At 56.0% G+C, this 26,587-nt stretch carries 27 protein-coding genes; 19 read left to right on the forward strand and 8 right to left on the reverse strand.

The window, feature by feature from the left end:
- The first annotated feature begins 15 nt into the window (after positions 1 to 15).
- From rlmC to QMN93_RS06760, 3 genes are all read left to right on the forward strand, one after another.
- Positions 16 to 1,143 carry a 23S rRNA (uracil(747)-C(5))-methyltransferase RlmC gene (gene rlmC, locus QMN93_RS06750; RefSeq protein WP_182383225.1) on the forward strand — a complete coding sequence of 376 codons (1,128 nt, stop codon included), beginning with the start codon at positions 16 to 18 and terminating at the stop codon, positions 1,141 to 1,143.
- A gap of 72 nt (positions 1,144 to 1,215) precedes the next feature.
- Positions 1,216 to 1,923: a response regulator transcription factor gene (locus QMN93_RS06755; protein WP_069303867.1), complete on the forward strand. Its 708-nt coding sequence runs from the start codon at positions 1,216 to 1,218 to the stop codon at positions 1,921 to 1,923.
- The gene (locus QMN93_RS06760) at positions 1,907 to 3,376 is read left to right on the forward strand and encodes an ATP-binding protein (protein ID WP_193138964.1); all 1,470 of its coding nucleotides are present in this window, start codon (positions 1,907 to 1,909) and stop codon (positions 3,374 to 3,376) included. The genes QMN93_RS06755 and QMN93_RS06760 overlap by 17 nt, the downstream gene beginning before the upstream one ends.
- Before the next feature lie 80 nt (positions 3,377 to 3,456).
- Here QMN93_RS06760 and artJ read toward each other — a convergent pair whose 3' ends face one another.
- From artJ to QMN93_RS06790, 6 genes are all read right to left on the reverse strand, one after another.
- Positions 3,457 to 4,188 carry an arginine ABC transporter substrate-binding protein ArtJ gene (artJ, locus tag QMN93_RS06765; RefSeq protein WP_021240923.1) on the reverse strand — a complete coding sequence of 244 codons (732 nt, stop codon included), beginning with the start codon at positions 4,186 to 4,188 and terminating at the stop codon, positions 3,457 to 3,459.
- Between the two features lie 195 nt (positions 4,189 to 4,383).
- Complete coding sequence (gene artM / locus QMN93_RS06770; RefSeq protein WP_033145048.1) at positions 4,384 to 5,052, reverse strand: arginine ABC transporter permease ArtM; 669 nt, start codon at positions 5,050 to 5,052, stop codon at positions 4,384 to 4,386.
- A complete protein-coding gene (gene artQ / locus QMN93_RS06775) occupies positions 5,052 to 5,768 on the reverse strand; it encodes an arginine ABC transporter permease ArtQ (RefSeq protein WP_023310941.1) in 717 nt (238 codons plus the stop codon). Before artQ ends, artM begins: the two co-directional genes overlap by 1 nt.
- Before the next feature lie 6 nt (positions 5,769 to 5,774).
- Complete coding sequence (gene artI / locus QMN93_RS06780) at positions 5,775 to 6,506, reverse strand: arginine ABC transporter substrate-binding protein ArtI (protein WP_033145049.1); 732 nt, start codon at positions 6,504 to 6,506, stop codon at positions 5,775 to 5,777.
- 19 nt (positions 6,507 to 6,525) lie between these two features.
- Entirely contained in the window at positions 6,526 to 7,254 is a 729-nt protein-coding gene (artP, locus tag QMN93_RS06785) for an arginine ABC transporter ATP-binding protein ArtP (RefSeq protein ID WP_023310942.1), read from the reverse strand.
- A gap of 226 nt (positions 7,255 to 7,480) precedes the next feature.
- Complete coding sequence (locus QMN93_RS06790; RefSeq protein WP_023310943.1) at positions 7,481 to 7,999, reverse strand: lipoprotein; 519 nt, start codon at positions 7,997 to 7,999, stop codon at positions 7,481 to 7,483.
- Between the two features lie 97 nt (positions 8,000 to 8,096).
- Here QMN93_RS06790 and QMN93_RS06795 point away from each other — a divergent pair, with 97 nt between their 5' ends.
- The 3 genes from QMN93_RS06795 (at position 8,097) to QMN93_RS06805 (ending at position 10,131) form a co-directional block, all read left to right on the forward strand.
- On the forward strand, positions 8,097 to 8,420 hold the full coding sequence (locus QMN93_RS06795; protein ID WP_023310944.1) for a heavy metal-binding domain-containing protein: 324 nt from the start codon (positions 8,097 to 8,099) through the stop codon (positions 8,418 to 8,420).
- Positions 8,417 to 9,247 carry an N-acetylmuramoyl-L-alanine amidase gene (locus tag QMN93_RS06800; protein WP_182383227.1) on the forward strand — a complete coding sequence of 277 codons (831 nt, stop codon included), beginning with the start codon at positions 8,417 to 8,419 and terminating at the stop codon, positions 9,245 to 9,247. Before QMN93_RS06795 ends, QMN93_RS06800 begins: the two co-directional genes overlap by 4 nt.
- A 260-nt stretch (positions 9,248 to 9,507) precedes the next feature.
- Positions 9,508 to 10,131 carry a helix-turn-helix domain-containing protein gene (locus tag QMN93_RS06805; protein WP_033145052.1) on the forward strand — a complete coding sequence of 208 codons (624 nt, stop codon included), beginning with the start codon at positions 9,508 to 9,510 and terminating at the stop codon, positions 10,129 to 10,131.
- Between the two features lie 18 nt (positions 10,132 to 10,149).
- Here the strand turns inward: QMN93_RS06805 and QMN93_RS06810 are convergent, their stop codons facing one another.
- Positions 10,150 to 10,764 (reverse strand): hypothetical protein, encoded by a 615-nt coding sequence (locus QMN93_RS06810; protein WP_193138965.1) that lies wholly within the window; start codon positions 10,762 to 10,764, stop codon positions 10,150 to 10,152.
- Positions 10,764 to 12,338 carry an ExeA family protein gene (locus tag QMN93_RS06815; RefSeq protein WP_264884834.1) on the reverse strand — a complete coding sequence of 525 codons (1,575 nt, stop codon included), beginning with the start codon at positions 12,336 to 12,338 and terminating at the stop codon, positions 10,764 to 10,766. The genes QMN93_RS06810 and QMN93_RS06815 overlap by 1 nt, the downstream gene beginning before the upstream one ends.
- Before the next feature lie 300 nt (positions 12,339 to 12,638).
- On the opposite strand from QMN93_RS06815, the gene gspC reads away from it, so the two are divergent.
- The 13 genes from gspC to QMN93_RS06880 all read left to right on the forward strand — a co-directional run bounded on the left by gspC (position 12,639) and on the right by QMN93_RS06880 (position 26,468).
- Positions 12,639 to 13,370 carry a type II secretion system protein GspC gene (gene gspC, locus QMN93_RS06820; protein WP_193139964.1) on the forward strand — a complete coding sequence of 244 codons (732 nt, stop codon included), beginning with the start codon at positions 12,639 to 12,641 and terminating at the stop codon, positions 13,368 to 13,370.
- A 13-nt stretch (positions 13,371 to 13,383) separates the two neighbouring features.
- Complete coding sequence (gspD, locus tag QMN93_RS06825; RefSeq protein ID WP_193138967.1) at positions 13,384 to 15,309, forward strand: type II secretion system secretin GspD; 1,926 nt, start codon at positions 13,384 to 13,386, stop codon at positions 15,307 to 15,309.
- A 12-nt stretch (positions 15,310 to 15,321) separates the two neighbouring features.
- Positions 15,322 to 16,800 carry a type II secretion system ATPase GspE gene (gene gspE / locus QMN93_RS06830; RefSeq protein ID WP_193138968.1) on the forward strand — a complete coding sequence of 493 codons (1,479 nt, stop codon included), beginning with the start codon at positions 15,322 to 15,324 and terminating at the stop codon, positions 16,798 to 16,800.
- The gene (gene gspF, locus QMN93_RS06835; RefSeq protein ID WP_193138969.1) at positions 16,800 to 18,008 is read left to right on the forward strand and encodes a type II secretion system inner membrane protein GspF; all 1,209 of its coding nucleotides are present in this window, start codon (positions 16,800 to 16,802) and stop codon (positions 18,006 to 18,008) included. Before gspE ends, gspF begins: the two co-directional genes overlap by 1 nt.
- A gap of 2 nt (positions 18,009 to 18,010) precedes the next feature.
- Entirely contained in the window at positions 18,011 to 18,460 is a 450-nt protein-coding gene (gspG, locus tag QMN93_RS06840; protein ID WP_072210895.1) for a type II secretion system major pseudopilin GspG, read from the forward strand.
- Positions 18,460 to 18,945: a type II secretion system minor pseudopilin GspH gene (gene gspH / locus QMN93_RS06845; RefSeq protein WP_023310954.1), complete on the forward strand. Its 486-nt coding sequence runs from the start codon at positions 18,460 to 18,462 to the stop codon at positions 18,943 to 18,945. The genes gspG and gspH overlap by 1 nt, the downstream gene beginning before the upstream one ends.
- Positions 18,938 to 19,321, forward strand: coding sequence for a type II secretion system minor pseudopilin GspI (gspI, locus tag QMN93_RS06850; RefSeq protein WP_023310955.1), 384 nt, complete (start codon positions 18,938 to 18,940; stop codon positions 19,319 to 19,321). Before gspH ends, gspI begins: the two co-directional genes overlap by 8 nt.
- On the forward strand, positions 19,314 to 19,994 hold the full coding sequence (gene gspJ, locus QMN93_RS06855) for a type II secretion system minor pseudopilin GspJ (RefSeq protein ID WP_193138970.1): 681 nt from the start codon (positions 19,314 to 19,316) through the stop codon (positions 19,992 to 19,994). The genes gspI and gspJ overlap by 8 nt, the downstream gene beginning before the upstream one ends.
- On the forward strand, positions 19,991 to 21,010 hold the full coding sequence (gene gspK, locus QMN93_RS06860; RefSeq protein WP_193138971.1) for a type II secretion system minor pseudopilin GspK: 1,020 nt from the start codon (positions 19,991 to 19,993) through the stop codon (positions 21,008 to 21,010). Before gspJ ends, gspK begins: the two co-directional genes overlap by 4 nt.
- Before the next feature lie 10 nt (positions 21,011 to 21,020).
- On the forward strand, positions 21,021 to 22,166 hold the full coding sequence (gspL, locus tag QMN93_RS06865) for a type II secretion system protein GspL (protein WP_193138972.1): 1,146 nt from the start codon (positions 21,021 to 21,023) through the stop codon (positions 22,164 to 22,166).
- A complete protein-coding gene (gspM, locus tag QMN93_RS06870; protein ID WP_045887624.1) occupies positions 22,163 to 22,648 on the forward strand; it encodes a type II secretion system protein GspM in 486 nt (161 codons plus the stop codon). Before gspL ends, gspM begins: the two co-directional genes overlap by 4 nt.
- Complete coding sequence (locus tag QMN93_RS06875; protein ID WP_193138973.1) at positions 22,645 to 23,442, forward strand: A24 family peptidase; 798 nt, start codon at positions 22,645 to 22,647, stop codon at positions 23,440 to 23,442. The genes gspM and QMN93_RS06875 overlap by 4 nt, the downstream gene beginning before the upstream one ends.
- 257 nt (positions 23,443 to 23,699) lie before the next feature.
- Entirely contained in the window at positions 23,700 to 26,468 is a 2,769-nt protein-coding gene (locus QMN93_RS06880; protein ID WP_323619518.1) for a glycosyl hydrolase family 18 protein, read from the forward strand.
- Positions 26,469 to 26,587 lie beyond the last annotated feature (119 nt).

Here is a 26,587-nt window from a genome sequence, read left to right on the forward strand (position 1 = left end):
TCTTAAGGTTTTCATATGCAGTGCGCACTCTATGACGCCGGACGCTGCCGCTCCTGTCAGTGGATAGAACAGCCGGTCTCTCAACAACTCACCGCCAAAATGGCCGACCTGCAACAGCTGCTGGCAGCTCACGCGGTGGGCGAGTGGTGCGCACCCGTCAGCGGCCCGGAGCTGGGCTTTCGTAATAAAGCCAAAATGGTGGTCAGCGGCAGCGTTGAAAAACCGCTGCTGGGAATGCTGCACCGCGACGGCACGCCGGAAGATCTGACCGGCTGCCCGCTGTATCCCGCCTCGTTTGAACCCGTTTTTGCCGCGCTGAAACCGTTTATCGCGCGTGCGGGATTAACGCCTTACAGCGTCGCCCGCAGGCGCGGCGAGCTGAAATACCTTCTGCTGACGGAAAGCCAACTCGACGGCGGCATGATGCTGCGCTTCGTGCTGCGCTCGGAAGCCAAGCTGGAGCAGCTGCGCGCGGCGCTGCCGTGGCTGCAGGAACAGCTTCCGCAGCTGAAGGTCATTACCGCAAATATTCAGCCGGTGCATATGGCGATCATGGAAGGGGAGAAAGAGATTTTCTTCACCGACCAGCACGCGCTGGCCGAAAGCTTCAACGGCGTGCCGCTGTGGATCCGCCCGCAAAGCTTCTTCCAGACCAACCCGACCGTGGCAAGCAGCCTGTACGCCACCGCCCGCGACTGGGTACGTGCGTTAAACGTCCATCATATGTGGGATCTCTTCTGCGGCGTGGGCGGCTTTGGTCTGCACTGCGCCACGCCAGAAATGCAGCTCACCGGCATTGAGATCTCTGCCGAAGCGATTGCCTGCGCGAAGCAGTCCGCCGCCGGGCTGGGGTTAACGAATCTGCACTTCCAGGCGCTCGACTCCACGCAGTTTGCGACCGGCCAGGGCAACGTGCCGGAGCTGGTGCTGGTCAACCCGCCGCGCCGCGGCATCGGCAAGGCGCTGTGCGACTACCTGAGCCAGATGGCACCCGAGTACATCGTCTATTCCAGCTGTAACGCCCAGACTATGGCGAAAGACATCGCCAGCCTGCCGGGCTACCGCATTGAACGCGTTCATCTTTTCGATATGTTCCCGCATACCGCGCATTACGAAGTGCTGACGTTGCTCGTGAAATCTTAAACAAAATGTGAACTCTTCCCCCGCTCGAAATCAGGTAAGCTTACGTCATAAGAGATGAATAAAGGCTTACCCATGAAGCAGATCCTGCTGGTGGAAGACGACCACGATATCGCGGCGCTTCTGCGACTCAATTTAGAAGACGAAGGCTACGCCATTACCCACGAGCCCGACGGGGGCAAGGCCTTACTGCGTCTTGAAAAACAGCCGTGGGATGCGGTGATCCTCGACCTGATGCTGCCCAGCGTTGACGGTCTGGAGATTTGCCGCCGCATCCGTCAGATGACGCGCTACCTGCCGGTGATCATCATCAGCGCCCGCAGCAGCGAGACCGACCGCATTACCGGGCTGGAAACCGGCGCCGATGATTATCTGGCTAAGCCGTTCTCGGTGCAGGAACTCATTGCGCGCATCAAAGCGCTGTTCCGCCGCCAGCAGGCGATGGGGCAGGCGCAAACCGACGGTCAAATTCAGGCCCACGGTCTGACCATCGATCCGCTGGCGCGCAGCGTGCTGCTTCACGGTCAGGTGGTGGATCTCACCCCGCGTGAATTCGAGCTGCTGTACTTCTTTGCCCGTCATCCCGGCGAGGTCTTTTCCCGTCTGGCGCTGCTGGAGCAGGTCTGGGGCTATCAGCACGAAGGCTATGAGCACACCGTTAACACCCATATCAACCGCCTGCGCATCAAGATTGAGAAGGACGCCGCCGAGCCGGAGATTATTCGCACCGTCTGGGGCAAGGGCTATAAATTTTCGGAGCCAAATCATGATGCGCCGCTTTAGCCTGAGCCAGCGCCTGACGCTGCTGTTCATCCTGCTGATGATGCTCTGCGCCACCGTCGCCTGTGCGGTACAGCTCTACACCAGTACGCAGTACGGCAACGCGATGGTGCAGCGGCTGTCGGGCGGGCTGGCGCAGCAGATCGTTCAGCGTGAACCGATTCTTAACGCGCAGGGCAGGGTCGACCGAACGGCACTCAAGCCGCTGTTCGATCGGCTGATGACCTTTAATCCGAGCGTTGAGCTGTACGTTGTCTCCCCGGACGGCGATATCCTGGCGGATGCCGCACCGCCGGGCCACATTCAGCGACAAAAAATCGATCTGGCCCCGGTTCAGACCTTCCTGAGCGGTACCGCCATACCGGTCCTGGGCGACGATCCTCGCAGTCAAAATAAAAAGGTCTTTAGCGCCACGCCGCTGCGGCAGGACGGTGAGCTAAAAGGCTATCTGTACATTATTTTGCAGGGCGAAGAGTCAAACGCCCTAGCTGAAATGGCCTGGCATAAGGCGCTGTGGAGCACGGTACTGTGGTCATTGCTGTGGGTCGCGCTGTTTGGCCTGCTGGCAGGTTTACTGGTCTGGTACTGGGTCACGCGCCCGGTAAAACAGCTGACGGTGGAGGTCGCCGGGCTGGAGCAGGACAGCATCAGCGCTATCAGACAGCTGGCGGCGCAGCCGTTGGACGCGGCGGCCAGAGATGAAGTGGCGATCCTGCGCAACAGCTTTATCGAGCTGGCACGCAAAATCACCCGCCAGTGGGACCAGCTGGCCGACAGCGATCGCCAGCGCCGGGAGTTTATCGCCAACATTTCGCACGATCTCCGTACGCCGCTGACCTCGCTGCTGGGCTATCTGGAAACCCTGTCGCTAAAATCCGCCACGCTGACGCCGCAGGAGCACCAGCAGTATCTCGCCACCGCGCTGCGTCAGGGGCAAAAAGTCCGTCATCTTTCGCAGCAGCTGTTCGAGCTGGCGCGCCTTGAGCACGGCGGCATTAAGCCGCAGCGCGAGCGTTTCGCGATGGGGGAGTTGATTTCCGACGTGGCGCAGAAGTTTGAGCTCACCGCCCGCACGCGCGAAGTGAATCTGCATATTGACGTGCCGGGACCGCTGCCGCTGATTAACGCCGACGTGTCGATGATCGAACGCGTGGTGACCAACCTGCTCGATAATGCGATGCGCCATACGCCATCTGGCGGGGAAATTCGTCTGGCGGTCTGGCAGGAGAATGAACGGCTTCAGGTCGAAGTGGCTGACAGCGGAACGGGCGTAGATGCCTCGCTGCGCGACGATCTGTTCCAGCGGCCATCGGCGTTGAACACCCAGGCATCGCGGGAGAATCGCGGCGGGCTGGGGCTGTTAATCGTGAAACGTATGCTGGAGCTGCACGGCGGTGGGATCAGGCTGATGGAGTCGGTGAGCGGGGCGCGGTTCAGGTTCTTTGTGCCACTGTGAGAGAGTGCCGGGTGGCGGCTTCGCCTTACCCGGCCTACAGACTACCACCCCCGTAGGCCGGGCCACCCGGCAAAAAAATCTTACTGCGGGAACCACTGCTCGCTGATTTTCTGGTACGTACCGTCCGCTTTAATCGCTTTCAGCGCGCCGTTCAGTTTTTCCAGCAGAGCCTTGTTATCCGGACGTACCGCGATGCCCAGACCCGTGCCGAAGTACTGCGGATCGGTCACTTTCTCGGTTGCGGTGCCCAGCTGCGGATTGGTTTTCAGCCATTCGTTCACCACGGCGGTATCGCCGAACACGCCGTCGATACGGCCATTTTTCAGGTCGATAATCGCGTTCTGGTAGCTGTCATAGGCCACGGTTTTCACTTCAGGATGTTTGTCCTGGAGGTATTTCTGGTGCGTGGTGCCGTTTTCCATCCCGATGCGTTTGCCTTTCAACTGATCGAAAGAGGTATAGGCACCTTTCTTCGCAATCACGACCGCCGAGTTGGCATAGTACGGGTCGGTAAACGCAACCTGTTTGCTGCGCTCAGGCGTGATGTCCATCCCGGAGATCACCGCGTCGTATTTTTTGAATTTCAGCGACGGGATCAGGCTGTCGAAGGCATGGTTGGTAAAGGTGCAGTCGGCCTGCATTTGTTTGCACAGCGCTTTCGCCAGGTCAATGTCGAAACCCACGATCTGGTTGCTGGCATCCAGCGATTCAAACGGCGGATAGGTGGCGGACACGCCAAAATTGATTTTATCAGCTGCGGATGCGCCAGCGGCGAAGGTGGCGAGCAATGCGGCCAGAACTAACTTTTTCATTGTAATACTCCCGTCTGTCTTATTTATGCGCCGTGTCTGCGGCATGGATGTACAATGCCATTTAATGAATTTATATGCAATAAAAATGATTAAATATTATTTTTATGGCAAAAAAAAGCGGATAACCAGAAAGTTACCCGCATTGATTAATCACATTTATGCACTTCTTGCCGTGTGGCGCTGCGCTTACCCGGCCTACGATCTGCGCTCAAACGCCAGCGCTTTACGCTCGATCAGGCGCATCATCAGCGTCAACAGGCCGTTAACCACCAGATAGACCACGCCTGCCGCACCGAACACCATCACGTCATAGGTGCGCCCGTACAGCAGCTGTCCGTGACCCATCACCTCCATCAGGGTGATGGTGTAGGCCAGAGAAGTACTCTTGAACACCAGCACCACTTCGTTGGAGTAAGAGGAGAGCGCGCGCTTAAAGGCGTACGGCAGCAGGATCGCCAGCGTGTCCTTCTTGCTCATGCCCAGCGCTCCGCAGGACTGCCATTGTCCTTCCGGAATGGCGCGGATCGCCCCGTAGAACAGCTGGGTGGTATAGGCCGCACTGTTCAGCGAAAGGGCAATCAGGGCACACAGCCACGGTTCAGAAAGCAGATGCCAGATAACCGGATACTCCTGCAGCGACGGGAACTGGCCCGGGCCGTAGTAAATCAGGAAGATCTGCACCAGCAGCGGCGTACCGGTAAACAGGGTGATGTAGCCGCGCACAATCCACACCAGCACCGGCGTTTTCAGCGTCAGGATGATGGTGAAGATAAGGGCCAGGATCAGCGCCACGATAATGGACGCCACGGTCAGCGTCAGGCTGGTGTGCAGCCCTTTCATCAGCTCGGGGAAATATTCAAGCATCAGCCTGGTCTCCGTTCAAAGCGCGTCGCACGCAGGTCAATACGCTTGAGGATGTACTGACTGAGCAACGTGATCACCAGGTAGATAGCCGCCGCCACAATGTACCAGGTAAAAGGCTCCTGGGTACGGGTGGCGATGCTTTTAGTTTGCAGCATCAAATCGTTAACGCTGATCAGGCTCACCAGCGCGGTATCTTTCAGCAGCACCAGCCACTGGTTGCCGAGGCCCGGCAGGGCATGGCGCCACATCTGCGGCATGACCAGACGGAAGAAGATGGCTGACTTCGACAGACCTAACGCCTGACCCGACTCCCATTGACCCTGCGGCACGGCTTTCAGCGCACCGCGCAGGGTTTGCGACGCGTACGCGGAATAGAGCAGGGAGAGGGCAATCACGCCGCACAGGAACGGGCTGACGTCGAAGTTTTCAATCTGCATCTGCACCGGGATCTGCGCAAAGCCAAGATTGATCGTAAAACCGTCCGACAGCGTCAGCAGCAGCTGTGAGGAGCCGAAATAGATAAACAGGACCACCAGAATTTCCGGAAGCCCACGCAGCACGGTGACCAGCGCGGAGCCTGTCCAGGCGACGGGGAACCATTTCGCGGATTCCCACACCGCAAAGAACATCGCCAGCACGAGGCCGATAATCAGTGCGCAAACGGCAAGGCCGACGGTCATCCCGGCGGCGCTTGCTAAAGGAAAAATTTCATTCATCAGGAATTACTTCTGGAACCATTTTTTGTAGATGGTTTCGTAGGTGCCGTCTTTCTTCACTTTTTCCAGCGCAGCGTTGAATTTCTGCTGCAGCTCAGTGTTGCCCTGACGAACGGCAATCCCCAGACCGGTACCGAAGTAATCCTTATCGGTCACTTTGTCGCCCACTGGCGCCAGTTTATCGTTGGCTTTCAGCCACTCGGTTACGACCGCGGTATCACCAAATACGCCGTCGATACGGCCATTTTGCAGATCCAGCTTCGCGTTCTGGTAGCTGTCATACGGAACGGTAGTGATTTCCGGATGTTTATCCATGATGAATTTCTGGTGCGTGGTGCCGTTCTGCACGCCAACTTTTTTGCCTTTCAGCTGATCGACAGAGGTGAATTTCCCTTTCTGACCAATGAACAGGGCGGAGTTGTCGTAGTAAGGCGTAGAGAACAGAACCTGCTTTTCACGCTCCGGGGTGATGTCCATACCGGCCATCACGGCGTCGATACGGCGGAACTTCAGGCTTGGAATCAGGCTGTCGAACGCCTGGTTGCTGAAGGTACAGGTCGCGTCGATCTCTTTACACAGGGCGTTAGCCAGGTCCACGTCGAAGCCAACAATTTTGTTGTTCGCATCAATGGACTCAAACGGAGGGTAAGAGGCTTCCGTGGCGAAACGAATGGTCTGAGCTGCGGTAGCGGAAAGGGTAACGCCAGCAAGCAGCACGGCAAGTAATACTTTTTTCATTATATTTCCCCTGACACAATCAATGAGATAAATAGTTTTTGAAGGCATCGGTTTGCGGGTTCGCGAAGCAGCTCGCATCACCTTGCTCAACGATATACCCGTTTTCCATGTAGACCACACGGCTGGCGGTTTTACGCGCCACTTCCACTTCGTGGGTGACGATAACCTGCGTAATATTGGTTTCCGCCAGCTCGCGAATGATGCTGACGATCTGGGCGGTAATTTCCGGGTCCAGCGCCGCGGTTGGCTCATCAAACAGCAATACCGCAGGCTCCATCATCAGCGCGCGGGCAATGGCTACGCGCTGCTGCTGACCACCGGAAAGGTGCAGCGGATAGCGGTCGCTGTAGGGCTTAAGGCGCAGGCGATCCAGCAGCTTTTCAGCGCGCGCGATCGCCTGATCCTTGCTTAACCCCAGCACGCGGCACGGCGCTTCAATCAGGTTTTGCAGGACGGTCAGATGCGGCCAGAGATTGTATTGCTGGAAGACCATGCCGACGTTTTGACGCAGTTCGCGAATCGCTTTATCAGACGGCGTTTTCGCGAAGTCAAAATGGTTACCGGCAATTGCCAGCGTACCTGAACGGGGCATTTCAAGCAGATTAAGGACGCGCAGAAGGGAGCTTTTGCCTGCACCGCTTGGGCCAAGCAAAACCAGCGTTTCGCCTTCCGGGCAGTTCAGCGTGATGTCAAACAGCGCCTGGTGTGCGCCGTAGAAGCAGTTAATGCCGTTTAGTTTAATACTCATCGGGGCAGTCTTTACTCATCCAGGCAATCTATAGCAATTGAGGCCGCAGATAGTACCGTTGACAGAATAGTTATGCAATATTTATGCGTTAAAAGTTAAATATAACCCGTGTTTCCTCTTAAACATAGCACAAAATAGCGAACGGTAAGGTCGGCGAGAATAAATGTCGGCATTCCGCATGAAATGCCGCACATTTTACGGGGGTTACCGGGTTGTATCGGCGGGTTTAGCGATTTTCAATCGACTGGCGAAGCGTGCCTGCCGGGGCATGAACGCTGCCGCCAACGTAGCGCACGTCGTCTACCGCCCAGCACTGTCCTTCACGGATCATCAGTACTTCATCCTGCCAGGTTTGGGTTCCCTGCGTCAGCTTAACGCGCAGCGGAATATTACGCGCATCCGTGTTCGGGATGGTTGACGCGCTGGCTACTTCGGCGCTGTCCGGCAGCGTGGTGCGGCTGGAGAACGGATCGGATTTCAGCAGGGCGTTATGCTGCGGATCGCGGGTAGCGTCGTTAAGCAGTTTTGCCAGACCGTCGCTTAGGTACGGGCGCAGGCCGGTGAGATCGTTGCTGCGGTGCTGAATGCGATAATCATAGAACTGCTGCGCCACGGCGTCCGGGCCGCCCTCAATGCAGGGGCCGCTGCGGGTACCGATATCCTTAAAGGCTGGCGTGACCGTGGTGGTACAGGCGCTGAGCACCAGCGCGCAGGGCACCAAAAGTGTTAAAGCAGAATAGCGCATGTTGATTTCCTTATTTATTAACTATCCTTTCAATCATAGCGTAACGAACCGATAATGCTGTGCCTAAGGCATTGAACGCTAAAGAAGGAGAGAAACCATGCAGTTTTCAACAACGCCAACCCTGGAAGGGCAGACAATAACCGAGTATTGCGGTGTGGTTACCGGCGAAGCGATTCTCGGCGCCAATATCTTCCGCGACTTTTTTGCCGGTATCCGCGATATCGTTGGCGGCCGCTCGGGCGCATACGAAAAAGAGCTGCGCAAAGCGCGTGAAATCGCCTTTAAAGAGCTTGGCGAGCAGGCGGAAGCCCTCGGCGCTGATGCGGTTGTGGGGATTGATATCGACTACGAAACGGTCGGGAAAGATGCCAGCATGCTGATGGTGAGCGTAAGCGGTACGGCGGTGAAAACCCTCCGATGACGCGTTCGCTTGCCACGCTCCTGCTGGCGCTGCTGCTGGCAGGGTGTGCCACGGAAAAAGGGATTATCGACAAAGGCGCCTACGAGCTGGACACGCGTCATCAGGCGCAGGCGGCTTACCCGCGTATAAAGGTGCTGGTGATCCACTACACCGCAGATGACTTTGACAGCTCGCTGGCCACGCTGACGGATAAGAACGTCAGCTCTCACTATTTGATCCCGGCTAAACCCCCGGCACCGGACGGTAAGCCCCGCATCTGGCAGCTGGTGCCTGAAAGCGAACTGGCCTGGCATGCGGGCATCAGCTTCTGGCGCGGCACCAACCGGATTAACGATACGTCTGTCGGCATTGAGCTGGAGAACCGCGGCTGGCAAAAAACGTCGGGCGTTAAGCATTTTACGCCGTTTGAGCCTGCGCAAATTGCGGCGCTGGTTCCGCTCGCCAAAGACATTATTGCCCGCTACAACATCAGACCTGAAAATGTGGTGGCCCATTCGGACATCGCCCCGCAGCGCAAAGACGATCCCGGCCCGCTGTTCCCGTGGCGTGAGCTGGCGCAGCAGGGGATTGGTGCATGGCCCGACCCGGCGCGGGTGGCGTTTTACCTGAACGGCAAGTCGCGCGATGAGCTCGTGGAGCCGAAGGTGCTGCTCGATCTGCTGGCGCGCTACGGCTATGAGGTGACCGATAACATGACGAATGCGCAGCAGAAGCGCGTTATCGTCGCGTTTCAGATGCATTTTCGCCCGGCGCGCTGGGACGGCGTGGCCGATCGCGAAACGCTGGCTATCGCGGAGGCGCTGCTGGAGCGCTACGGGCAGGGGTAATCCTTCGGGTTACCCGACTTCACCTTTATAGGGTCTTCTTTTGGACTGATTTTTAAATCACATTCACGGCGTAAATGTTTTATAGTTTCCTCAGTCGAAATTACTCGCAAACGTGGTTGACAATATATCAGCACGACAAATAAGAAATACGGATGTTCTAAGGTCTTAGCTTTACTTTACATTTGTTAAATGGACTACGCACTTATGCGCTGTGATTGCACACGTTCACCTTTTTCAATTTAATATTAATAGGTATAACAATGTTAAGTATCTACAGTAAAAATAGCCGTCCACAAGCAGAACTTGACGCCCTTATCGCGGCAACTGAAGGTTTTGAAGAAAGAACCTTACGCAAATGGCAGCGTATCAGTACCGATAACAACGAAGATATTCATTTTATCGTGAGCGGTGAAGTTGAATTCCGCCGCGAGTCGGATGAACTGTGTATGTTCACCTTACAGAATAAATGTATTTTTGGTCTCTCCTCTATTTATTACAACTCAACGCATATGTACGGCCTGGTTCGTGCCAATACCGTGGTGCGCACCATTAAAAAAGATGATTTTGTCCGTCTGATAAGCGAAAAAAACCTGTGGGAAGCCTTGAGTAAAGTCCTCTCCTGGTACGTTTGCCTGCTCAGCAAGCGTGACGAAGTGCTGGTGGCCCGCAGCGCGTACTCGATTGTTCGCGAGTTCTTGCTGGAAATTAACGAACTGATTGTGCACCATCAGCGCGATATCAATATTTATGACTATATTCAGGAATATACCAGCCTGGCCCGCAGTACCATTATTAAAATCCTAGCCGACCTGAAAAAAGGTAATTATATTCAGGTTGAGAAAGGCCGCCTTATGTATTTATCAGTATTGCCAGAGAAATATTAATCGCTATTTACCTCCTTTTTAACTGAAAGGAGGGCTATGTTTCATTACATTATTTGCCTGCGTTCCTGCCGTGGATTCATCTACAGGAGGCGCGGGCATTTTCCCTTGCGAATAATCTTTTTCCTGCTCTTTTAACGCCTTCATCAATAATGCCTTGATCGCCCCGTCATCAACTGTCTGACCGGTATTATCCCGTTCGGGGATAGCAGAATGGCTCACTTCTGTCCCTGGCAATGTATCCCGGGAAAGATTATTCGGCATTTCACTGTCGGGCGCCTGCTGCCAGTCGGCATCGCCGCTATCAATGGGCATCTCCTGCAGCGGCGGCATCTCTTTTGTTACCGGTTCTGGCTTTGGTTCAGGCTGCGGGAACGGTTTACTGACATAGACATAATGCATATCCGATAGCGTCGTTTCTGGCTTAACGGCGCTCGCTTTTATTGGCTCAGGTGTCGGATGGCGCAGATCCCAGTAGAGATGAGCGTAGAGTCCCGCAGCGATCGTCATCACTATTCCCACCACCCAGAGCAGGATGGTGCAGACCGCTTTTTTCAGCGAGGGGCGCCGGTAAGAAAACCAGACCGGTGCGCTCAGGGTATAGCTGCGCTGAGCAGCCAGAGTAATTGTCGACATTATGAATGTTTCTCCTGCGCGGTGGGGGTCGCAGATATATTTGCGGACTGAATAAGTACGCTTGGCGTAGTCCGGGTTTCACGCATTAACTGCATCAATGTATCTTCACCCGCAATCCCGTCCACGTGCAGATGCATTTTCTGCTGAAACTCGCGGGTACGTTGCATCAGTTCGGCCGTCCACGCCTTTGTATGGGTTTCGGGTAGATTCAGCGCCAGGCTAAGCTGCTGATCCATCCAGCCCAGATCTTTGGCGCTGCTTTCGGCGCTCACGGCATCTTTCCCCTGCGGCGTAAGGCGGTGCAATTGGGTGTAATTGCCGGTCGCATGCTGGTTAAACCAGTTGCGGCTCACCTGCCAGGTGCGATTATTCATCAGCAGATCCAGCGAGTTATCGTCTACTCTGGCCACCACGACATAGTTCAGGTGATCGCCTGTTTTGATCTCGCCGATCCACGGGTAACCCTCTTTTGCCAGCTCCTCGACCGGAGCGCTGCCCTCCTTACACATCAGGTTGACCTGCCCGGCGTTCTGGCAGAGCGCCTCTTCCATCGTGGCGTCATAACCCCACATGGTATAGAGCTGATGCATCGCATCGGGCTTATTTACCACTTCATTATCAATAACCGGCACTGCTGGCGCGTCGGTTTTTGGCGCCTGCGGTTTCCAGCTGGCCATCACGGGCAGCTGTACCGGCAGTCTGGCGGTAATGGTGGGCATCAATGTCCAGCCGCAGGCGGCAAACAGTACGGAGGCAAAAAGGCCCATAACGGCAAGGCGTTTGCCCTTCGGTTTCGCCGGCAGAACTTCTCCTGCGGCAAGGCGCAGATGGCGCGGCGATACCTGCGCTGAACGCTCGGTCCAGGCGGCTAGCATCGCAAGGTGCGCCAGCTCGTTGAGTTTGCCTGTCTGTCCTTTGGTCAGAACATGCATCTTGCGCATGCGGGCCCGGGTGAACGGCGTCGCGTCGCTGCCATGCGCTTCACACTGGGCCTGAACATAGCTCAGGGACTCGCGGCAGGTGAGGGGCCGGAGCGTGTGATGCGTATGAAGAGATTCACGCAACCCGGACTGCTGGAGGGCGGCTTCCTGGTCGGCCGATCCCATCAGCACAACCGACAGAGGCACATCCAGCTCCTGCGCGCGGGTTAACAACATGGACAGTGCCTCATGGCAATTCGCTTTCATCGACTGAATATGCGAAATGACCAGCACTTTACGCGTGGTTTTGCGGGACAACATCTCGTCCTGCCACTGACGCAGCACGGCATCAATAGCCTGGATCCGGGTTTTGCTCTCTTTAGTGGTGGCGTTGAGTTTATAGAGCAGGCCGCTGGCGCTGAGTTTTGGGAAGGCGTTAATGGCAAGCAGCGTGCCGTCATGCTTTTTCAGCGCATCGCAAAACTGCGAGGCGAGATAGCTGTCGTCGCTAAAGAGCGCAGTGACGCCTGTTGTCTGGCACTTCTCTTTCAGCAAACCGAACACATCCTGATGATACGGAACAAAAAAATCACCTGACATCCGGGTGATAGCCCGGAAAGGCTGGGTAGTGAAATTAAAATGGCGCATATACATAGCGTATTACCGTCTCTTTGATTCATAGCAAGGAGCCGGAAAAGTAAAGGATATAGGCGGAAGGGGCAATTTGAATGCAGGATAAAAATATTCTGTCTGCGCCTCTATCATAGGTTTATTTAACGATCAATCTTTTTCTAAATTATTGTTAGCGGAAGTGTGAATGGGCGGGGGCGAGGAAACACATTAGTATTTACGCCACTCACTCATACAGCCCAGTGCTGTGAATTACTGACTGGCAGAAAGGCTCGTTAAAAAATGCGTATGTCATTTGTTACTCAATTGATTATGCCCTGCGTCATGTTTGTGCTGCTTATTTTCTGCGGCCAGCAAGGGTATATGGTTTATAAAGATTATAAAAAAGTGACGAACAGGTTATCTGATTCAAAAAAGAATATGCAAAAAAAAAGTCACGATGAAAACCAGTTTGTACTTTTTTCGCCGGCGGTGATGCCAGCGAAACAGCCAGCGGCGGTGAAAAAGCCGCTCAGTGCGGAAATAGAAGGTATTCTCAGCAGCGATGAAGCCTGGCTGTCCTTTGCGGTGATAAAAACCCCCGCCGGACAAAAGAGCTATCGCGAGGGCGAAATGCTCGCCGGTTTTGACAATGCCTATATTGCCGAAATTCATCCTGATAATGTGGTGGTGAATTATGAAGGCGCGCCGCAGGTTATTTCACTTAAAAAACCGGACTATTTCAAAGGCGGCGTTGACAGCGCCCCGGTAACCAAATCGAAGAAAGATGCAGGGTTAGATAATCTGCATCTGGATGATTATCTGGTGTTAAAACCATTAATCGAAAAAGGCCAGCTGGAAGGCTACAACATTAATCCACGCAATGCGTCGTCTTTCTACAGCCATGCTGGCCTGGAAAAAGGTGATGTGGTGGTAAAAGTTGACGATGTGGATATGACTAAAGAGGCGCAGGCAAAAGAGATTGTTGCCCGCTGGTCAAAAATGAAAGAAGCGGATGTCGTTATCCGGCGTCACGCTCACCTTGAAAATATTCGGGTCAATGTTCTTAACAATTAATAAGTGTACAGACATGAAGAAATTTCCATGGGCGTGCGTAGCGCTGACCGCATTGTCGTTATATTCAGGTTCGCTGTTCGCGGCGAACTTTAGCGCCAGTTTTAAAAATACCGATGTCCGCGAATTTATCGATACCGTCGGGCGTAACCTCAATAAAACCATTCTGGTCGATCCTTCCGTTCAGGGAACGGTGTCGGTTCGCACCTACAACGTACTGACGGAAGATGAATATTACCAGTTCTTCCTGAGCGTGCTGGATCTCTATGGTCTGTCGGTGATTCCGATGGATAACGGGATGGTGAAAGTCGTGCGCTCCTCGGTAGCGCGCATGTCGGGCGCACCCATTGCCGACAGCAAAAACCCAGGCAAAGGCGACGAAGTCATCACCCGCGTGGTGCGGATGGAGAACGTTCCGGTACGTGAGCTGGCCCCCCTGTTGCGTCAGCTGAACGACGCCTCCGGCATCGGCAACGTGGTCCATTTTGAACCGTCAAACGTGCTGCTGTTAACCGGCAAAGCCTCGGTGGTTAACCGCCTGGTGGATCTGGTGCAGCGTGTGGACCAAAGCGGCGTCCAGCGCCGTGAAATCGTGCCACTGCGTTTTGCCTCGGCCAAAGAGCTTTCTGACATGTTGAACAACCTCAACAATGAAGAGCAGAAAGGGCAAAACGCCCCGCAGCTGGCGACCAAAGTGGTCGCCGACGATGAAACTAACAGCCTGGTGATCAGCGGCAGCCCGGAGGCGCGTCAGCGCACCCGGACGCTGATCTCCCAGCTCGATCGCGAGCAGAACAACGAGGGCAACACCCGCGTCTTCTACCTGAAATACGCCAACGCCAGCAAAGTTGTGCCGGTGCTGACGGGGATCGGCGAGCAATTGAAGGATAAAGCGGGCGGTGGCAAGAGCAAAGCCGCGCCGATGGCAGGCGATCTGAATATTTCCGCCGACGAGTCTACCAATTCGCTGGTGATCACCGCCCAGCCAAACGTCATGAATTCACTGGAAAAAGTGATCGACAAGCTGGATATCCGCCGTCCGCAGGTGCTGGTGGAGGCGATCATCGCCGAAGTTCAGGACGGTAACGGTCTGGATCTGGGCGTGCAGTGGACCAGTAAACACGGTGGGGTTCAGTTTGGTTCGACCGGCCTGCCGATCAGCCAGATCAAGAAGTCAAAAGTCATTGGCAGCTATACGGGCCTGGCGACCGGTTTCTTTAACGGCGACTTTGGCGCGCTGATGACGGCGCTGTCCACTAACGGCAAAAACGACATTCTGTCGACGCCGAGCGTGGTGACGCTGGATAACAAAGAGGCGTCGTTCAACGTCGGTCAGGACGTTCCGGTCCTCTCCGGTTCGCAGACCACCAGCGGCGATAACGTCTTTAACTCGGTGGAACGTAAAACCGTCGGTACGAAGCTGAAAATCGTACCGCAGATCAACGATGGCGACATGATCCATCTGAAGATCGAGCAGGAAGTTTCCAGCGTGGATAACACCTCGACGGCCGATGCCAGCCTGGGCCCAACGTTCAACACCCGCACCATCAACAACGAAGTGATGGTCCACAGCGGGCAGACGGTGGTGCTGGGTGGGTTGATGGAAAACGTCACCAAACAGTCGGTCTCGAAAGTGCCGTTGTTGGGCGATATTCCGGTTGTGGGTCAGCTGTTCCGCTATACCTCCCAGGACAGCGCCAAACGTAACCTGATGGTGTTTATCCACACCACCGTACTGCGCGACGACGACAACTACGGCGCGGCGTCGAAAGAGAAATATGAGCAGATCCAGGCGCGTCAGCAGCAGCGTATGGAAGAGCACAAGCTGGGCATCGTAGAGAATGCGGATTCACCGATGCTGCCAGCCTATCCGTCCCAGAGCCATGCCGTGCCGGTGAGCGCCAGTGCGCCGGTGTCGTCCCGCAACCCGTTTAAAGAGTAAGGTGCAAGCGACATGACCGAGATGAGTAATGCGCTCTGTACCAGCACCTGGGCGAAAGAGAACGGGGTCCTGTTCTATAACGGTGAGGTTTATATCCGCGAGGATGCGCAGGCATATGCCCTGCTGGAGATGCGCCGCGTGCTGGGGCGCTCCTATGCCCCGACGATCCTGACGGCGGAAGCGTTTGACGAACTGCTGACCAACATCTGGCAGCAGAACAGCGGCGTCTCGCAGCAGCTGGTGGACGACATGGACGCCGATATTGACCTGATGGCGTTAACCGAGGAGATCCCTGACAACGAAGATCTGCTCGATAACGACGAGAACTCACCGGTGATCCGCCTGATCAACGCCATTATGGGCGAAGCGGTGAAAGAAGGGGCCTCCGATATTCATATCGAGACCTTCGAGCGCACCCTGAGCATTCGTTTTCGCGTTGACGGCGTGCTGCGTCCGGTGCTGCAGCCGGCGCGCAAGCTCGCGCCGCTGCTGGTGTCGCGTATCAAAGTGATGTCCAAACTGGACATCGCCGAAAAACGTCTTCCCCAGGACGGTCGTATCTCGCTGCGCATTGGTCGTAAGGCGATTGACGTGCGCGTCTCCACTATCCCGTCTCAGTACGGAGAACGCGTGGTGATGCGTCTGCTGGACAAAAGCAACCTTAAGCCGGACATCAACAAGCTCGGTCTGATTGACGAAGAGCTGGTGAAGTTAAAGGGACTGATTGAACGTCCGCACGGCATCATCCTGGTGACCGGCCCGACCGGTTCGGGGAAAAGTACCACCCTGTACGCGCTGCTGTCGGCGCTTAACGGCCATGAACGCAACATTCTGACCGTGGAAGACCCGATCGAGTATGAACTGGAAGGGGTCGGGCAGACCCAGGTCAACCCGCGCGTGGACATGACCTTTGCGCGCGGACTGCGCGCCATTCTGCGCCAGGACCCGGACGTGGTGATGATCGGGGAAATTCGCGACGGGGAAACCGCGCAAATCGCAGTACAGGCCTCGCTCACCGGTCACCTGGTGATGTCCACTCTGCACACCAACAGCGCCGCGGGCGCCATTACCCGTCTGCGTGATATGGGGCTGGAGTCATTTTTAATCGGTTCGTCGCTGCTTGGCGTCATTGCCCAGCGTCTGGTGCGTCGGCTGTGTCCGCACTGTCGCACGACCAGTCCGCTGGATGACAATGAGAAAGCGCTGTTCACCTTTATGGAAACGCCGCCGAAAGCGATTTATCGCGCCGTGGGCTGTGAACAGTGTGGCCAGAGCGGCTACCAGGGACGCGCAGGCATCCATGAATTTCTGGTGGTCGATAGCGCCATGCGGCGTGCGATCCATGAAGACAAAGATGAGATGTCCATCGAAACGCAGCTTTTCAAAGAGGCCTACAGCCTGCGTGAAAACGGTCTGCTGAAGGTGATCTCCGGCGTGACCTCGCTGGAAGAGGTTATGCGTGTCACCGCCGAGCGCGGGGGGGATGCGTAATGGCCTGGTATGCGTGGTCCGCGACGGACGCCGCGGGGAAAACCCAGCGCGGCACCCTGCAGGCCGAAGGGCCCAAGCAGGTGCGCCAGATGCTGCGCGAACAGAAGCTGATGCCAGTGAACATTGCGCCGACCAGCGATCCGGCGGCGGGAAAAAACGCCCGTAAAGGGGCAAAACTGTCGATTCCGGTGCTGTCGATGTTTACCCGACAGCTCGCGACGCTGGTCAATGCCGCGCTGCCGCTGGAGAGTGCGCTGAAGGCGATTGCGAAGCAGACGGAAGATAAAACCCTGGCGGCGATGGTGACCGAGATCCGCGACAAGATTGTAGAAGGTCACACGCTGTTCGACGCCTTCAGCCAGTTTCCGCGCAGCTTCGACAAGCTCTACTGCACCCTGGTAATGGCCGGTGAAAAGACCGGTCATCTCGGTGGCGTGCTGGAAAAGCTCGCCGAGTACAACGAGCAGCGCCAGAAGATGAAAAGCAAGCTCACCCAGGCGATGGTCTACCCCATTACCCTGACGGTGGTGGCGATCGCGGTGATCTCCATTCTGCTGGTCGCCGTGGTGCCGCAGGTCATCGACCAGTTCACCCACATGAAACAAGAGCTGCCGGTAACCACCCGCACGCTGATTGCGGTGAGCGATTTTTTACAGGCCTGGGGCATCGTTATCGCCAGCGGCCTGTTCGGGGCGTCGGCGAGCTTTAAATTTTGGATAAAAGTAGAAAAGAACCGGTTTGTTTACCATCGGTGGCTGTTGCTAAAGTCACCGCTGAAAAAACTGGTCTGCGCCATCAACAGCGCGCGCTACATCCGTACGCTGAGTATTTTGCAGGCCAGCAGCGTTCCGCTGCTGGAAGGGATGTACATCGCGATGGACGGGATTGATAACCTCTATGCCCGGCAGGTGCTTGAGCAGGCGGCGGACACCGTGCGCCAGGGGGCATCCCTCTACAACGCGCTGGAACAGGCGAGAATTTTTCCACCCACCATGCTCTACATGGTGGCCTCCGGGGAGGAGAGCGGCGAGCTGGGCTCGCTGATGGATCGTGCGGCGGAAAACCAGGAATCTGCATTACAGCATCGAATTACGTTAACGCTGTCGGTATTTGAACCGGCACTGGTAGTAACTATGGCGACCGTTGTTTTATTTATCGTTCTTTCAATATTACAACCGCTTCTTCAACTTAATAATATGGTGGGTTAATCATGTCTTTGAAAAAAAATAGCCTGAAGCGTCAGGCGGGGTTCACGCTGCTCGAATTAATGGTAGTTATCGTTATTCTCGGTGTGCTGGCCAGTATGGTTGTGCCTAATTTAATGGGCAATAAAGAAAAAGCCGATATTCAGAAAGCGACCAGCGATATTGTGGCGCTGGAAGGTTCGCTGGATATGTACAAACTCGACAACCATCGCTATCCGACCACCGAGCAGGGGTTGCAGGCGCTGGTGACCAAACCTGAAATTGCGCCTGTTCCGAAAGGCTACCGTGACGACGGCTATATTCGTCGCCTGCCGCAGGACCCATGGGGCAATGACTATATTCTGGTCAGCCCGGGCGAGCATGGCGCTGTCGATATTTTCTCAGCCGGTCCGGATGCAGAAGCTAATACTGCCGACGATATCAGCAACTGGTCTTTTGATAAAAAAGCTAAGTAATGAATAAGCAACGTGGATTTACCCTGCTGGAAATTATCGTGGCGCTGGTGATATTCGCCCTGAGCGCCATGATGGTGGTCACCACCATTCCATCACGCAGCGGCGCAGATACATTTGGTCAGCAGCTAAAATCCCTCGTTGAATATGGTTCTGACCGTGCGGTAATGGACGGAAATATTGTCGGGCTGGTGATGACCTCGTCAGAATTTGAACTGGTGACGCAGGTTGTAAATAACGGCGAGCGCCACTGGGCACCGTTAAAGTCGGGGCGGATCGCCACCCGCGGCGAGTTTCCTGAGGAGATGCATGTCTCTCTCTCATCGCGAACGCTGGCGGCCACGCTGGACGATGAACCGCAAATCATTTTTTTGCCGGACGGCGAGCTTAGCCGCTTCACGCTCAGCCTCGAAAGCCTGGATAAAAAGCAGCGCTTTCACGTGACGTCACAGGGCTCTGTTCCCGTGGTGGTGGAAAACGATGACTAAACGCAAAACCAAAGAGCAGGGGATGACCCTGCTGGAAGTGATGGTGGCGCTGGTGATTTTCTCCACCGCGGCGCTGGCGCTGATGAACTCCGTCACCCTTAACGTGCGCTTTACCCACAGCCTGTCGGAAACGCTGCAGGCCGGATGGGTGGCGGAAAATCAGCTGGCGCAAGCGCAGCTGGCTCAGACCGACTTCCCGGACGCCGAGCAGGTGGGCACCGAAACCATGGGCGGACAAACCTGGACCTGGCATATCCAGCGGGTGAAAACCGCCGAAAATACCTTTGCCGATGAGGTACGGGTTTACAGCGAAGCAAGCGATGCGCAACCGGTGGTGGCGCTTCAGCTCGCCGAACCGGAGGTGGATCGTGAGTAAGGTGCAGCGTCAGCAGGGCTTTACCCTGCTGGAAATTATGATTGCGCTGGCCATCTTCGCGGTGATCAGCATTCTCGCCTGGCAAACGCTCGATGGCGCGATGCGTACCTCGACGGCCAGCGACGAGGCGGCGGCAAAAGTGACGGCGCTTCAGCGCACGTACAACCTCCTCTCGCGTGACTTTTATCAGCAACAGGCGCGCGCGCCGCGCAACAGCGGCGAGGTGTTCGTCCAGCAGCAGAATGGTGTGGAAATGACAACCCTGAACGGCATCAGCAGCCAGGTGCAGCTGGAGCGGGTTAGCTGGACGTTAAAGGACAAGCGCCTGTGGCGCAACGTCTGGGCTGCTATCGACGGTCCTGCCAGCGCGCAGCCGGAAGAAGTGCCGATTCTGAGCGATGTGAAAGAGATGAAATGGCGCTTCTGGCACGAGGGCTGGCAGGAAAAATGGACCGACATCGCCCATCAGCCTGATGGCGTTGAGCTGAATCTGACCATGGAAAACGGCGAAACCTGGCGCTGGGTTTTTCTCACTCCCGGCAATATGCCTGAGATCCAGACCGCGCCAAAAGAGACGAATGCGGACCCGGCGCAGCCGGCAGCGGAGAATGCGGCCCAGCCCGTAACAACCCCGCAGCCCGATACGGCAGTCGATCCAGGAGTAAGTTCATGAGCGGCAAAACAGCGCGAAAAGAGCGTGGCGTGGCGCTGCTGGTGGTGCTGATCCTGCTGGTGATGATGTCCGCCCTGGCGGCGAAAATCAGTCAGCAGTTCTGCCGCCACCTGCAAAAAACGCATTATCAGGTCAGCCAGCAGACGCTGCGCTGGGCCATTGCCCGTCAACAGAAGGTACTGGAAAACGTGTTGCAGAAAGCGGCCAGTTCAGAAGGGGCGGGGCTATCGCCGCAAGGTGACTGGGCACAGCCGCTGAAAACCCTCGGGGAGAATTACACCGTGGTGAGTCAGGTGGAGGATGCCCGGACCTGCTTTAACGTCAATAGTTTGCTGGCCGGTGACGCGGCGCCTGCGGCCCCGGCCGACCCAACTGCGCTGCCGGAAAAACCGGTCAAAGAGCAGATTATCGAACAGCTGCTGGCTGAAAGTGGCGTCGGTACGCTGGCGGCAGAAGAGATTTACCAGCAGCTGGTGGATTATCTTGACGCCGACGACGTGACGGCGAAACAGGGCCAGGAGGCCGATGCCTGGGCGAGCGTGACGCCCGCCCGCGGTCCGGCGAATCAAATGATGCGCACCATCAACGAAATCAGACTGCTGCCCGCCTTTCCGCAGGCTGCGTGGCCGAAGGTCAGCAAGCTGCTGTGCGCCTTGCCGGATACGGATGGCACCATAAATGTGAATACCTTAACACGTGAACAGGCGCCGCTGCTGGCGGCGGTTTTTACCGGCGTGTTAAACACGGACGACGCTGCCCGCCTGCTCGATTCACGCCCGGATGAGGGGTGGGCGTCGCTGGAGGCATTCAGCAAAGTGCTGGAGAGCAACTATCCGCAGACCAAAGATATCCTGGCGCAGATTCAGGACAGGATTGCGGTCAACAGTCGCTATTTTCGGGTGGAAACCACCGGCAATACCGATGATTTAACGCTGCGCGTCGTCAGCCAGCTTCACGTTGACAGTGAGGCTGGCAAGGTCGTGACCTGGCAACGCCGCTACCGAATGGTTGAATAAGATGAAGATAATGAAAAAGGTGCTTTTTATTCGTCCCGACACCCGTGAGGACGGCAAAATCTGGTGGTGTGAATCCGGTAACGATCGGGTGGAATATCTGACGGGCTGGAGCGCACTGAGCGAACTTTCCTGCCACCCGCTTTCTCAGCAGGTGTGCCTGCTGCTGCCGGCGAGCGAGACGATCTTTCGTCATTTTACCCTGCCGAAAAAAGGGCTTTCCGCCCAGACGGCGCAGTTCTCGTGGATGGCGGAAGAGACGCTGCTCAGCGAGGTGGATACGCTGCACTGGACGGTGCTGAACAAAAAGGGGGCGGAGGTGGATGCCGTGGCCATTGACGCTGAACGTCTGCGCCACTGGCTGGAGCTGTTCGCTCAGGCGGGGCTCACGGTGGCCCAGGCGCTGCCGGATGCCTGGCTGCTGCCGGTGAGCGAAGGGGGCACGACGCTGGTGAGCCTGGAGGAGAGCTACTGGCTGCGTTTTTCCCCCGGCAGCGCTGGCGAAGCCGATACGGTCCTGCTGCCGCTGCTGTTGAGTAAATGCCGGGCGGGTGAGGTGTGCTGCTACGGCGATGCGCCGCAGGAGGTACAGGTGGATGAACGGCTGGCGTGGCAGCATCCGCTGGTGCTGATCCAGCCCCAGTGGCAGGGCTGTCGTATCAACATGCTGCACGGGGAGTTTTCCGGGCGCAGCGCCAGCGGTCCGCGTTTTCGCCATGCGAAAACGGCCCTCGCGGCGGCGGCGCTGCTTTGCGTCGGCCTGCTGATCGGCCCCCGCGTTGGTATGGCGTGGATGCTCACTCATCAGCAAAACGAGATCCACCGGGAGATGACCACCGTAGCGCAGCACTATTTCCCGACCCTGCGCCAGACCAGCAACCTGAAATACTACGTCGGGCAAAATATCAGCAAGGCGAAGAAAGGGATCTTCCTGCAGCTCGAAGCGCTGAATCAAATCAGGCAGTCATTGCCGTCGCTGGAGATCAATAACGTGGAATATGACGAAACTCAAAATCAGCTGACGCTGAATGTGAAATCCATGGATAAACAGACCCTGCAGGATTTTGTCGCCCGCAGCGCCGAAACCTTTGAATTTACGATGCAGCCGATTTCCGGCGAGGCGCCTTATACCGCCATTATTACCGGGAGCTATAAATGAAAACGCAAATAGCCCAGTTAAAAAACCGCTGGCAACATTACAGTCCACGCGAGCGTAATTTATTTAAACTCTGCGGCGGGGCACTCTGCTGCGCGATGGTTTATTACGGCGCGATGATGCCGCTCGATACTCTCATCAAAAATAACGAGGCCGTGTTATTTAAGCAGAAGCAGACGCTGAACTGGATGCGCCAGGAAATTGATAAAAACCATCTCCAGTCCAGAATCGTCAATACCCCGAACCCGCGCAGCGTGGTGGAAGAAAGTGCCAAAGTCGTGCACCTCGCGTTGACAAACGTGCGTCAGGAAGAGCAGTCGCTGACCTTTGATGTCGAGCGCGTCAGCGTTTCTGCCCTGCAAAACTGGCTGCGTGAGATGAACGTCTCTTCCGGTATCCATCTGGAGAAACTCGCGTTAACGCCGGTGGATCGTCAGAGTGACGTGAAAGCGCACATTACGCTGAGCTGGGCGAAAAGCGCATGAACCCACTAATGCTGTTGCAGCAGGCGAATCTGCCGGGTCTGTGCGTCATGAGCGGAGCGCTGGGCGCGATCCTCGGCAGTTTCCTCGGCGTAGTGGCGGAGCGTATTCCGCCGCTGGTAATGGAAGAAGAGGGGGCAGGCAATCTGCTGTTTCCCGCCTCTCACTGCCCGGAATGCAACCACGCCCTGAGCGCGTGGGAAAATATTCCCATCATTAGCTGGTGTGCGCTGCGCGGCCGCTGCCGCCACTGCCATAGCGCGATTCCGCTGCGACTGCTGCTGGTGGAAGTATGTAGCGCTCTCTTCTTTGCCGCCAGCGCCGCGCTGGCGCCGTCGTTTTTGGCGCTGATTGCGCTGTGGGTGATGTGGAGTCTGCTGCTGCCGCTGGTGGTGATCGACGCGCGCCATATGCTGCTGCCGGACTGCCTGACCCAGCCGCTGCTGTGGACGGGGCTGATGTTCCATGCCCTGTTCCGTACGCTACCGCTGACCGATGCTATCTATGGCGCAGTGGCGGGATATCTCTCGCTCTGGCTGGTTTTCTGGGCATTCCGCCTGCTGACCGGCCGGGAAGGATTAGGCTATGGTGATTTTAAGCTGCTGGCGGCGCTGGGTGCCTGGTGCGGCTGGCAAGCGTTACCCTCTATCGTGCTGATCGCGGCGCTGGGGGGCATTATCATGCATTGCCTGTTAAAGCCCTTTGAGAATAAAAATAATCTTATTTCCTTTGGTCCATATATTGCATTTTCCGGGCTGGTTGTATTTATCGCGCAAATCCCACATCTCATCTTTTAAATAATGCAGTCAAGTTTTTTTTGAAATTTTTTCATCGGGGGAATGAAAGGCGAAAATAAATTCCCCACTGTATTCTTCTCTACGCAATAAAACATTTGTCGAAGTTTATGAGTGGAGGAAGGTACAGCGCAATAATAAGCAGGTCTTTCGCGAACCAGAAACGTTCACGATTAATTTATCAGTAAATAACGTTTGTCCATGTTTAATGGAAAAGCATGGGTATTTAATTTCACAAATCGTATTATCAGGATCAAATAATGAAATTTCTGAAGCCTAAATATCTGGCACTCTTCGTTGCAGCGGCTGCAAGCCCGGTGTTCGCAGCCGTGCCAGGTAAAGCAACTATCGCCAGTGGTAATGATAAATTTGCCATTGTCGAAGTTGATCAGTCTGCTACTGCATACAACAACCTCGTCAAAGTCCATGATGGCGCCGATGTTAAAGTGCAGTGGGATGTCTGGAGCGGCGCGGCGCCGACTTCAGCGAAAGTGTTGCTCGACGGCAAAACCGTCTGGACCGGTGCAGGCAGCATGTCCGGTACGGCAACATTTAAAGTGACCAAAGGCGGTCGCTATCAGGAAACGGTTGAACTTTGCAACGCCAGCGGGTGCAGCACCAGCGCCAGCAAACTGATTATCGTCGCGGATACCGACGGTAGCCATCTGCTGCCGCTCAACACCACTATGCAGGAAAATAATAAAACCCTCTCTAAGCATACCGATAAAGTGGTCGGTGCCTATTTCCCTGAGTGGGGCGTTTATGACCGTAAATTCCCGGTGGATAAAATCCCGGCGGCTAACCTTAACCACATTCTGTATGGCTTCATTCCAATCTGCGGCGGCGATGGCATCAACGACAGCCTGAAAACCATCGAAGGGGGTAACAGCTTCGAAGCGCTGAAGCGCGCCTGTGCGGGCCGTCAGGACTTCCAGGTGGCGATTCACGACCCGTGGGCCGCACTGCAGGAATCCCGGACTGGCCTCGACAGCTGGGACGAGCCCTACAAAGGCAACTTCGGCCAGCTGATGGCAATGAAGAAAGCCAATCCAGGGCTGAAAGTGCTGCCGTCTATCGGTGGCTGGACCCTCTCCGATCCGTTCTTCAAAATGCATGACAAAGCGATCCGCGATCGCTTCGTGGCTTCCGTGAAAGATTTCCTGAAAACCTGGAAATTCTTCGACGGCGTGGACATCGACTGGGAATTCCCGGGCGGCGGCGGTCAGAACGAAACGCTGGGCAACCCGCAGCAGGATAAAGAGACTTATACCGCACTGATGCGCGAACTGCGCGCCATGATGAATGAACTGTCAGCCGAAACCGGCCGTACCTTTGAACTGACCTCAGCAATCGGTTCAGGCAGCGACAAAATTGAAGACGTTGATTACACCACTGCCCAGCAGTACATGGATCACATCTTCCTGATGAGCTACGACTTCTACGGCGGCTGGAGCAATACCGATCTGGGTCACCAGGCGGCACTGCGTGCGCCGGCGAACAAACCGGATACCAATTACACCACCGAAAACGGCGTCAATGCGCTGCTGGCGCAGGGTGTACAGCCCGGCAAAATTGTCGTGGGGACGGCCATGTATGGTCGCGGCTGGACCGGCGTTCACGGTTACAGCAATAACAACCCGTTCACCGGCACGGCAACGGGCATGGTGAAAGGGACCTGGGAACCTGGCGTGGTTGACTATCGTCAGATCGTTAACGAGTACAAAGGTAAACCGGGCTGGGAATACAACTATGATGCTACCGCTGAAGCGCCGTATCTGTTTAACAAAACCACCGGCGATCTGATCACCTATGAGGATGCGCGTTCCGCAACGGCGAAAGGTCAGTATGTGCTGGCGAAAAACCTGGGCGGTCTGTTTGCCTGGTCTATCGACTCCGATACCGGAGACATTCTGAACGCGATGAATGAAAGCCTGACAGGCGGCGGCGCTGCGCCGGTTGATCCGGTGGTGACCAACCATGCGCCGGTAGCGACTTCCGCGGACCAGAGCGTAACCGGTCCGGCGACGGTGACCCTGGATGGCTCGGCTTCCACCGATCCGGATGGCGATGCCATCACCTACAAGTGGACGCAGATCTCTGGCCCGTCGGTGACCCTCACCAACAGCACCAAAGCGAAAGCGACCTTCAACGTTGCCGCTGTCACCAGTAACCAGACTCTGGCGTTCCGCCTGACGGTCACTGATGCGAAAGGGTTGAGCAGCACCGCTGACGTCCAGGTCGTGAACAAAGCGCCGAAAGCAAACCAGGCGCCGGTCGTGAACCAGATGGAAGCCGTGACGCTGGAAGCGGGCCAGAGCTACTCTCTGCACGCTCAGGCTAACGATCCTGATGGCGACGCGCTGACCTACTCCTGGAGCGTTCCTGCGAATATGCAGGCGACAGGCGCAGACACCGCGAACCTGAACATCACCGCACCGGACGTGGACGCGGAATCAACGTACACGCTGACCGTGGTGGTAAGCGATGGCAAGTCCAGCGTACAGACTAACGTGCAGGTGACGGTAACGCCTAAAGCGGCGGAAACGCCGTCTGACGAAGGCAATACCCCTTCCGATGAAGGCAACACGCCGTCTGACGAAGGCAATACCCCTTCCGATGAAGGCAACACGCCGTCTGACGAAGGTAACACCCCATCCGATGAAGGCAATACGCCGTCTGACGAAGGTTCTGCCACCAGTAGCTGCGATAAGCCTGTTGACGCCAACGCCAGCAAATACGCTGCCTGGAGTGCAAGCAAGGTTTACAACGCGGGCAATACCGTCAGCTTCGACAACCTGGTCTGGAAAGCAAAATACTGGACTCAGGGCAACCAGCCGGGCTTCGGTGTGGATGCATGGGAGCTGGTCAGTCAGGTGAAATTCAACTGGCGCTCCGACGTGGTCTATAACGGCGGCGACACCACTACCTACAACGGTTACTCCTACACCGCGAAATGGTGGACGAAGGGTGATAAACCCGGTAGCAGCGATGTATGGGTGAAAAAAGGCCCTGCGGCTGACTGCCAGTAAGTCACAGCCATAACGATGCGGGTAAGTAACTTGCCCGCCATCACGGTCCACGTCCCGCGACGGACGTGGACCGTAAATCAGGAAACAGCGCGATAAGCGCGTAAGGAGACAATGAAAAA

The sequence above is a fragment of the Enterobacter sp. R-1.6.2 genome, from assembly GCF_035064085.1.
In the GTDB taxonomy this organism is placed as follows: Bacteria; Pseudomonadota; Gammaproteobacteria; order Enterobacterales; family Enterobacteriaceae; genus Enterobacter; species Enterobacter asburiae_B.

Excerpts from the sequence above, each read along its gene's own strand:
- artJ (WP_021240923.1), bottom strand. The coding sequence starts at position 4,188 with ATGAAAAAGTTAGTTCTGGCCGCATTGCTCGCCACCTTCGCCGCTGGC.
- QMN93_RS06800 (WP_182383227.1), top strand. The coding sequence starts at position 8,417 with ATGACGCGTTCGCTTGCCACGCTCCTGCTGGCGCTGCTGCTGGCAGGG.
- QMN93_RS06810 (WP_193138965.1), bottom strand. The coding sequence starts at position 10,764 with ATGTCGACAATTACTCTGGCTGCTCAGCGCAGCTATACCCTGAGCGCA.
- gspC (WP_193139964.1), top strand. The coding sequence starts at position 12,639 with ATGTTTGTGCTGCTTATTTTCTGCGGCCAGCAAGGGTATATGGTTTAT.
- gspD (WP_193138967.1), top strand. The coding sequence starts at position 13,384 with ATGAAGAAATTTCCATGGGCGTGCGTAGCGCTGACCGCATTGTCGTTA.
- QMN93_RS06755 (WP_069303867.1), top strand. The coding sequence starts at position 1,216 with ATGAAGCAGATCCTGCTGGTGGAAGACGACCACGATATCGCGGCGCTT.
- gspH (WP_023310954.1), top strand. The coding sequence starts at position 18,460 with ATGAATAAGCAACGTGGATTTACCCTGCTGGAAATTATCGTGGCGCTG.
- gspE (WP_193138968.1), top strand. The coding sequence starts at position 15,322 with ATGACCGAGATGAGTAATGCGCTCTGTACCAGCACCTGGGCGAAAGAG.
- gspL (WP_193138972.1), top strand. The coding sequence starts at position 21,021 with ATGAAAAAGGTGCTTTTTATTCGTCCCGACACCCGTGAGGACGGCAAA.
- QMN93_RS06790 (WP_023310943.1), bottom strand. The coding sequence starts at position 7,999 with ATGCGCTATTCTGCTTTAACACTTTTGGTGCCCTGCGCGCTGGTGCTC.
- QMN93_RS06880 (WP_323619518.1), top strand. The coding sequence starts at position 23,700 with ATGAAATTTCTGAAGCCTAAATATCTGGCACTCTTCGTTGCAGCGGCT.
- artM (WP_033145048.1), bottom strand. The coding sequence starts at position 5,052 with ATGCTTGAATATTTCCCCGAGCTGATGAAAGGGCTGCACACCAGCCTG.
- gspI (WP_023310955.1), top strand. The coding sequence starts at position 18,938 with ATGACTAAACGCAAAACCAAAGAGCAGGGGATGACCCTGCTGGAAGTG.
- QMN93_RS06760 (WP_193138964.1), top strand. The coding sequence starts at position 1,907 with ATGATGCGCCGCTTTAGCCTGAGCCAGCGCCTGACGCTGCTGTTCATC.
- gspM (WP_045887624.1), top strand. The coding sequence starts at position 22,163 with ATGAAAACGCAAATAGCCCAGTTAAAAAACCGCTGGCAACATTACAGT.
- QMN93_RS06795 (WP_023310944.1), top strand. The coding sequence starts at position 8,097 with ATGCAGTTTTCAACAACGCCAACCCTGGAAGGGCAGACAATAACCGAG.
- gspK (WP_193138971.1), top strand. The coding sequence starts at position 19,991 with ATGAGCGGCAAAACAGCGCGAAAAGAGCGTGGCGTGGCGCTGCTGGTG.
- gspG (WP_072210895.1), top strand. The coding sequence starts at position 18,011 with ATGTCTTTGAAAAAAAATAGCCTGAAGCGTCAGGCGGGGTTCACGCTG.
- QMN93_RS06815 (WP_264884834.1), bottom strand. The coding sequence starts at position 12,338 with ATGTATATGCGCCATTTTAATTTCACTACCCAGCCTTTCCGGGCTATC.
- gspF (WP_193138969.1), top strand. The coding sequence starts at position 16,800 with ATGGCCTGGTATGCGTGGTCCGCGACGGACGCCGCGGGGAAAACCCAG.
- QMN93_RS06805 (WP_033145052.1), top strand. The coding sequence starts at position 9,508 with ATGTTAAGTATCTACAGTAAAAATAGCCGTCCACAAGCAGAACTTGAC.
- QMN93_RS06875 (WP_193138973.1), top strand. The coding sequence starts at position 22,645 with ATGAACCCACTAATGCTGTTGCAGCAGGCGAATCTGCCGGGTCTGTGC.
- artP (WP_023310942.1), bottom strand. The coding sequence starts at position 7,254 with ATGAGTATTAAACTAAACGGCATTAACTGCTTCTACGGCGCACACCAG.
- artQ (WP_023310941.1), bottom strand. The coding sequence starts at position 5,768 with ATGAATGAAATTTTTCCTTTAGCAAGCGCCGCCGGGATGACCGTCGGC.
- rlmC (WP_182383225.1), top strand. The coding sequence starts at position 16 with ATGCAGTGCGCACTCTATGACGCCGGACGCTGCCGCTCCTGTCAGTGG.
- artI (WP_033145049.1), bottom strand. The coding sequence starts at position 6,506 with ATGAAAAAAGTATTACTTGCCGTGCTGCTTGCTGGCGTTACCCTTTCC.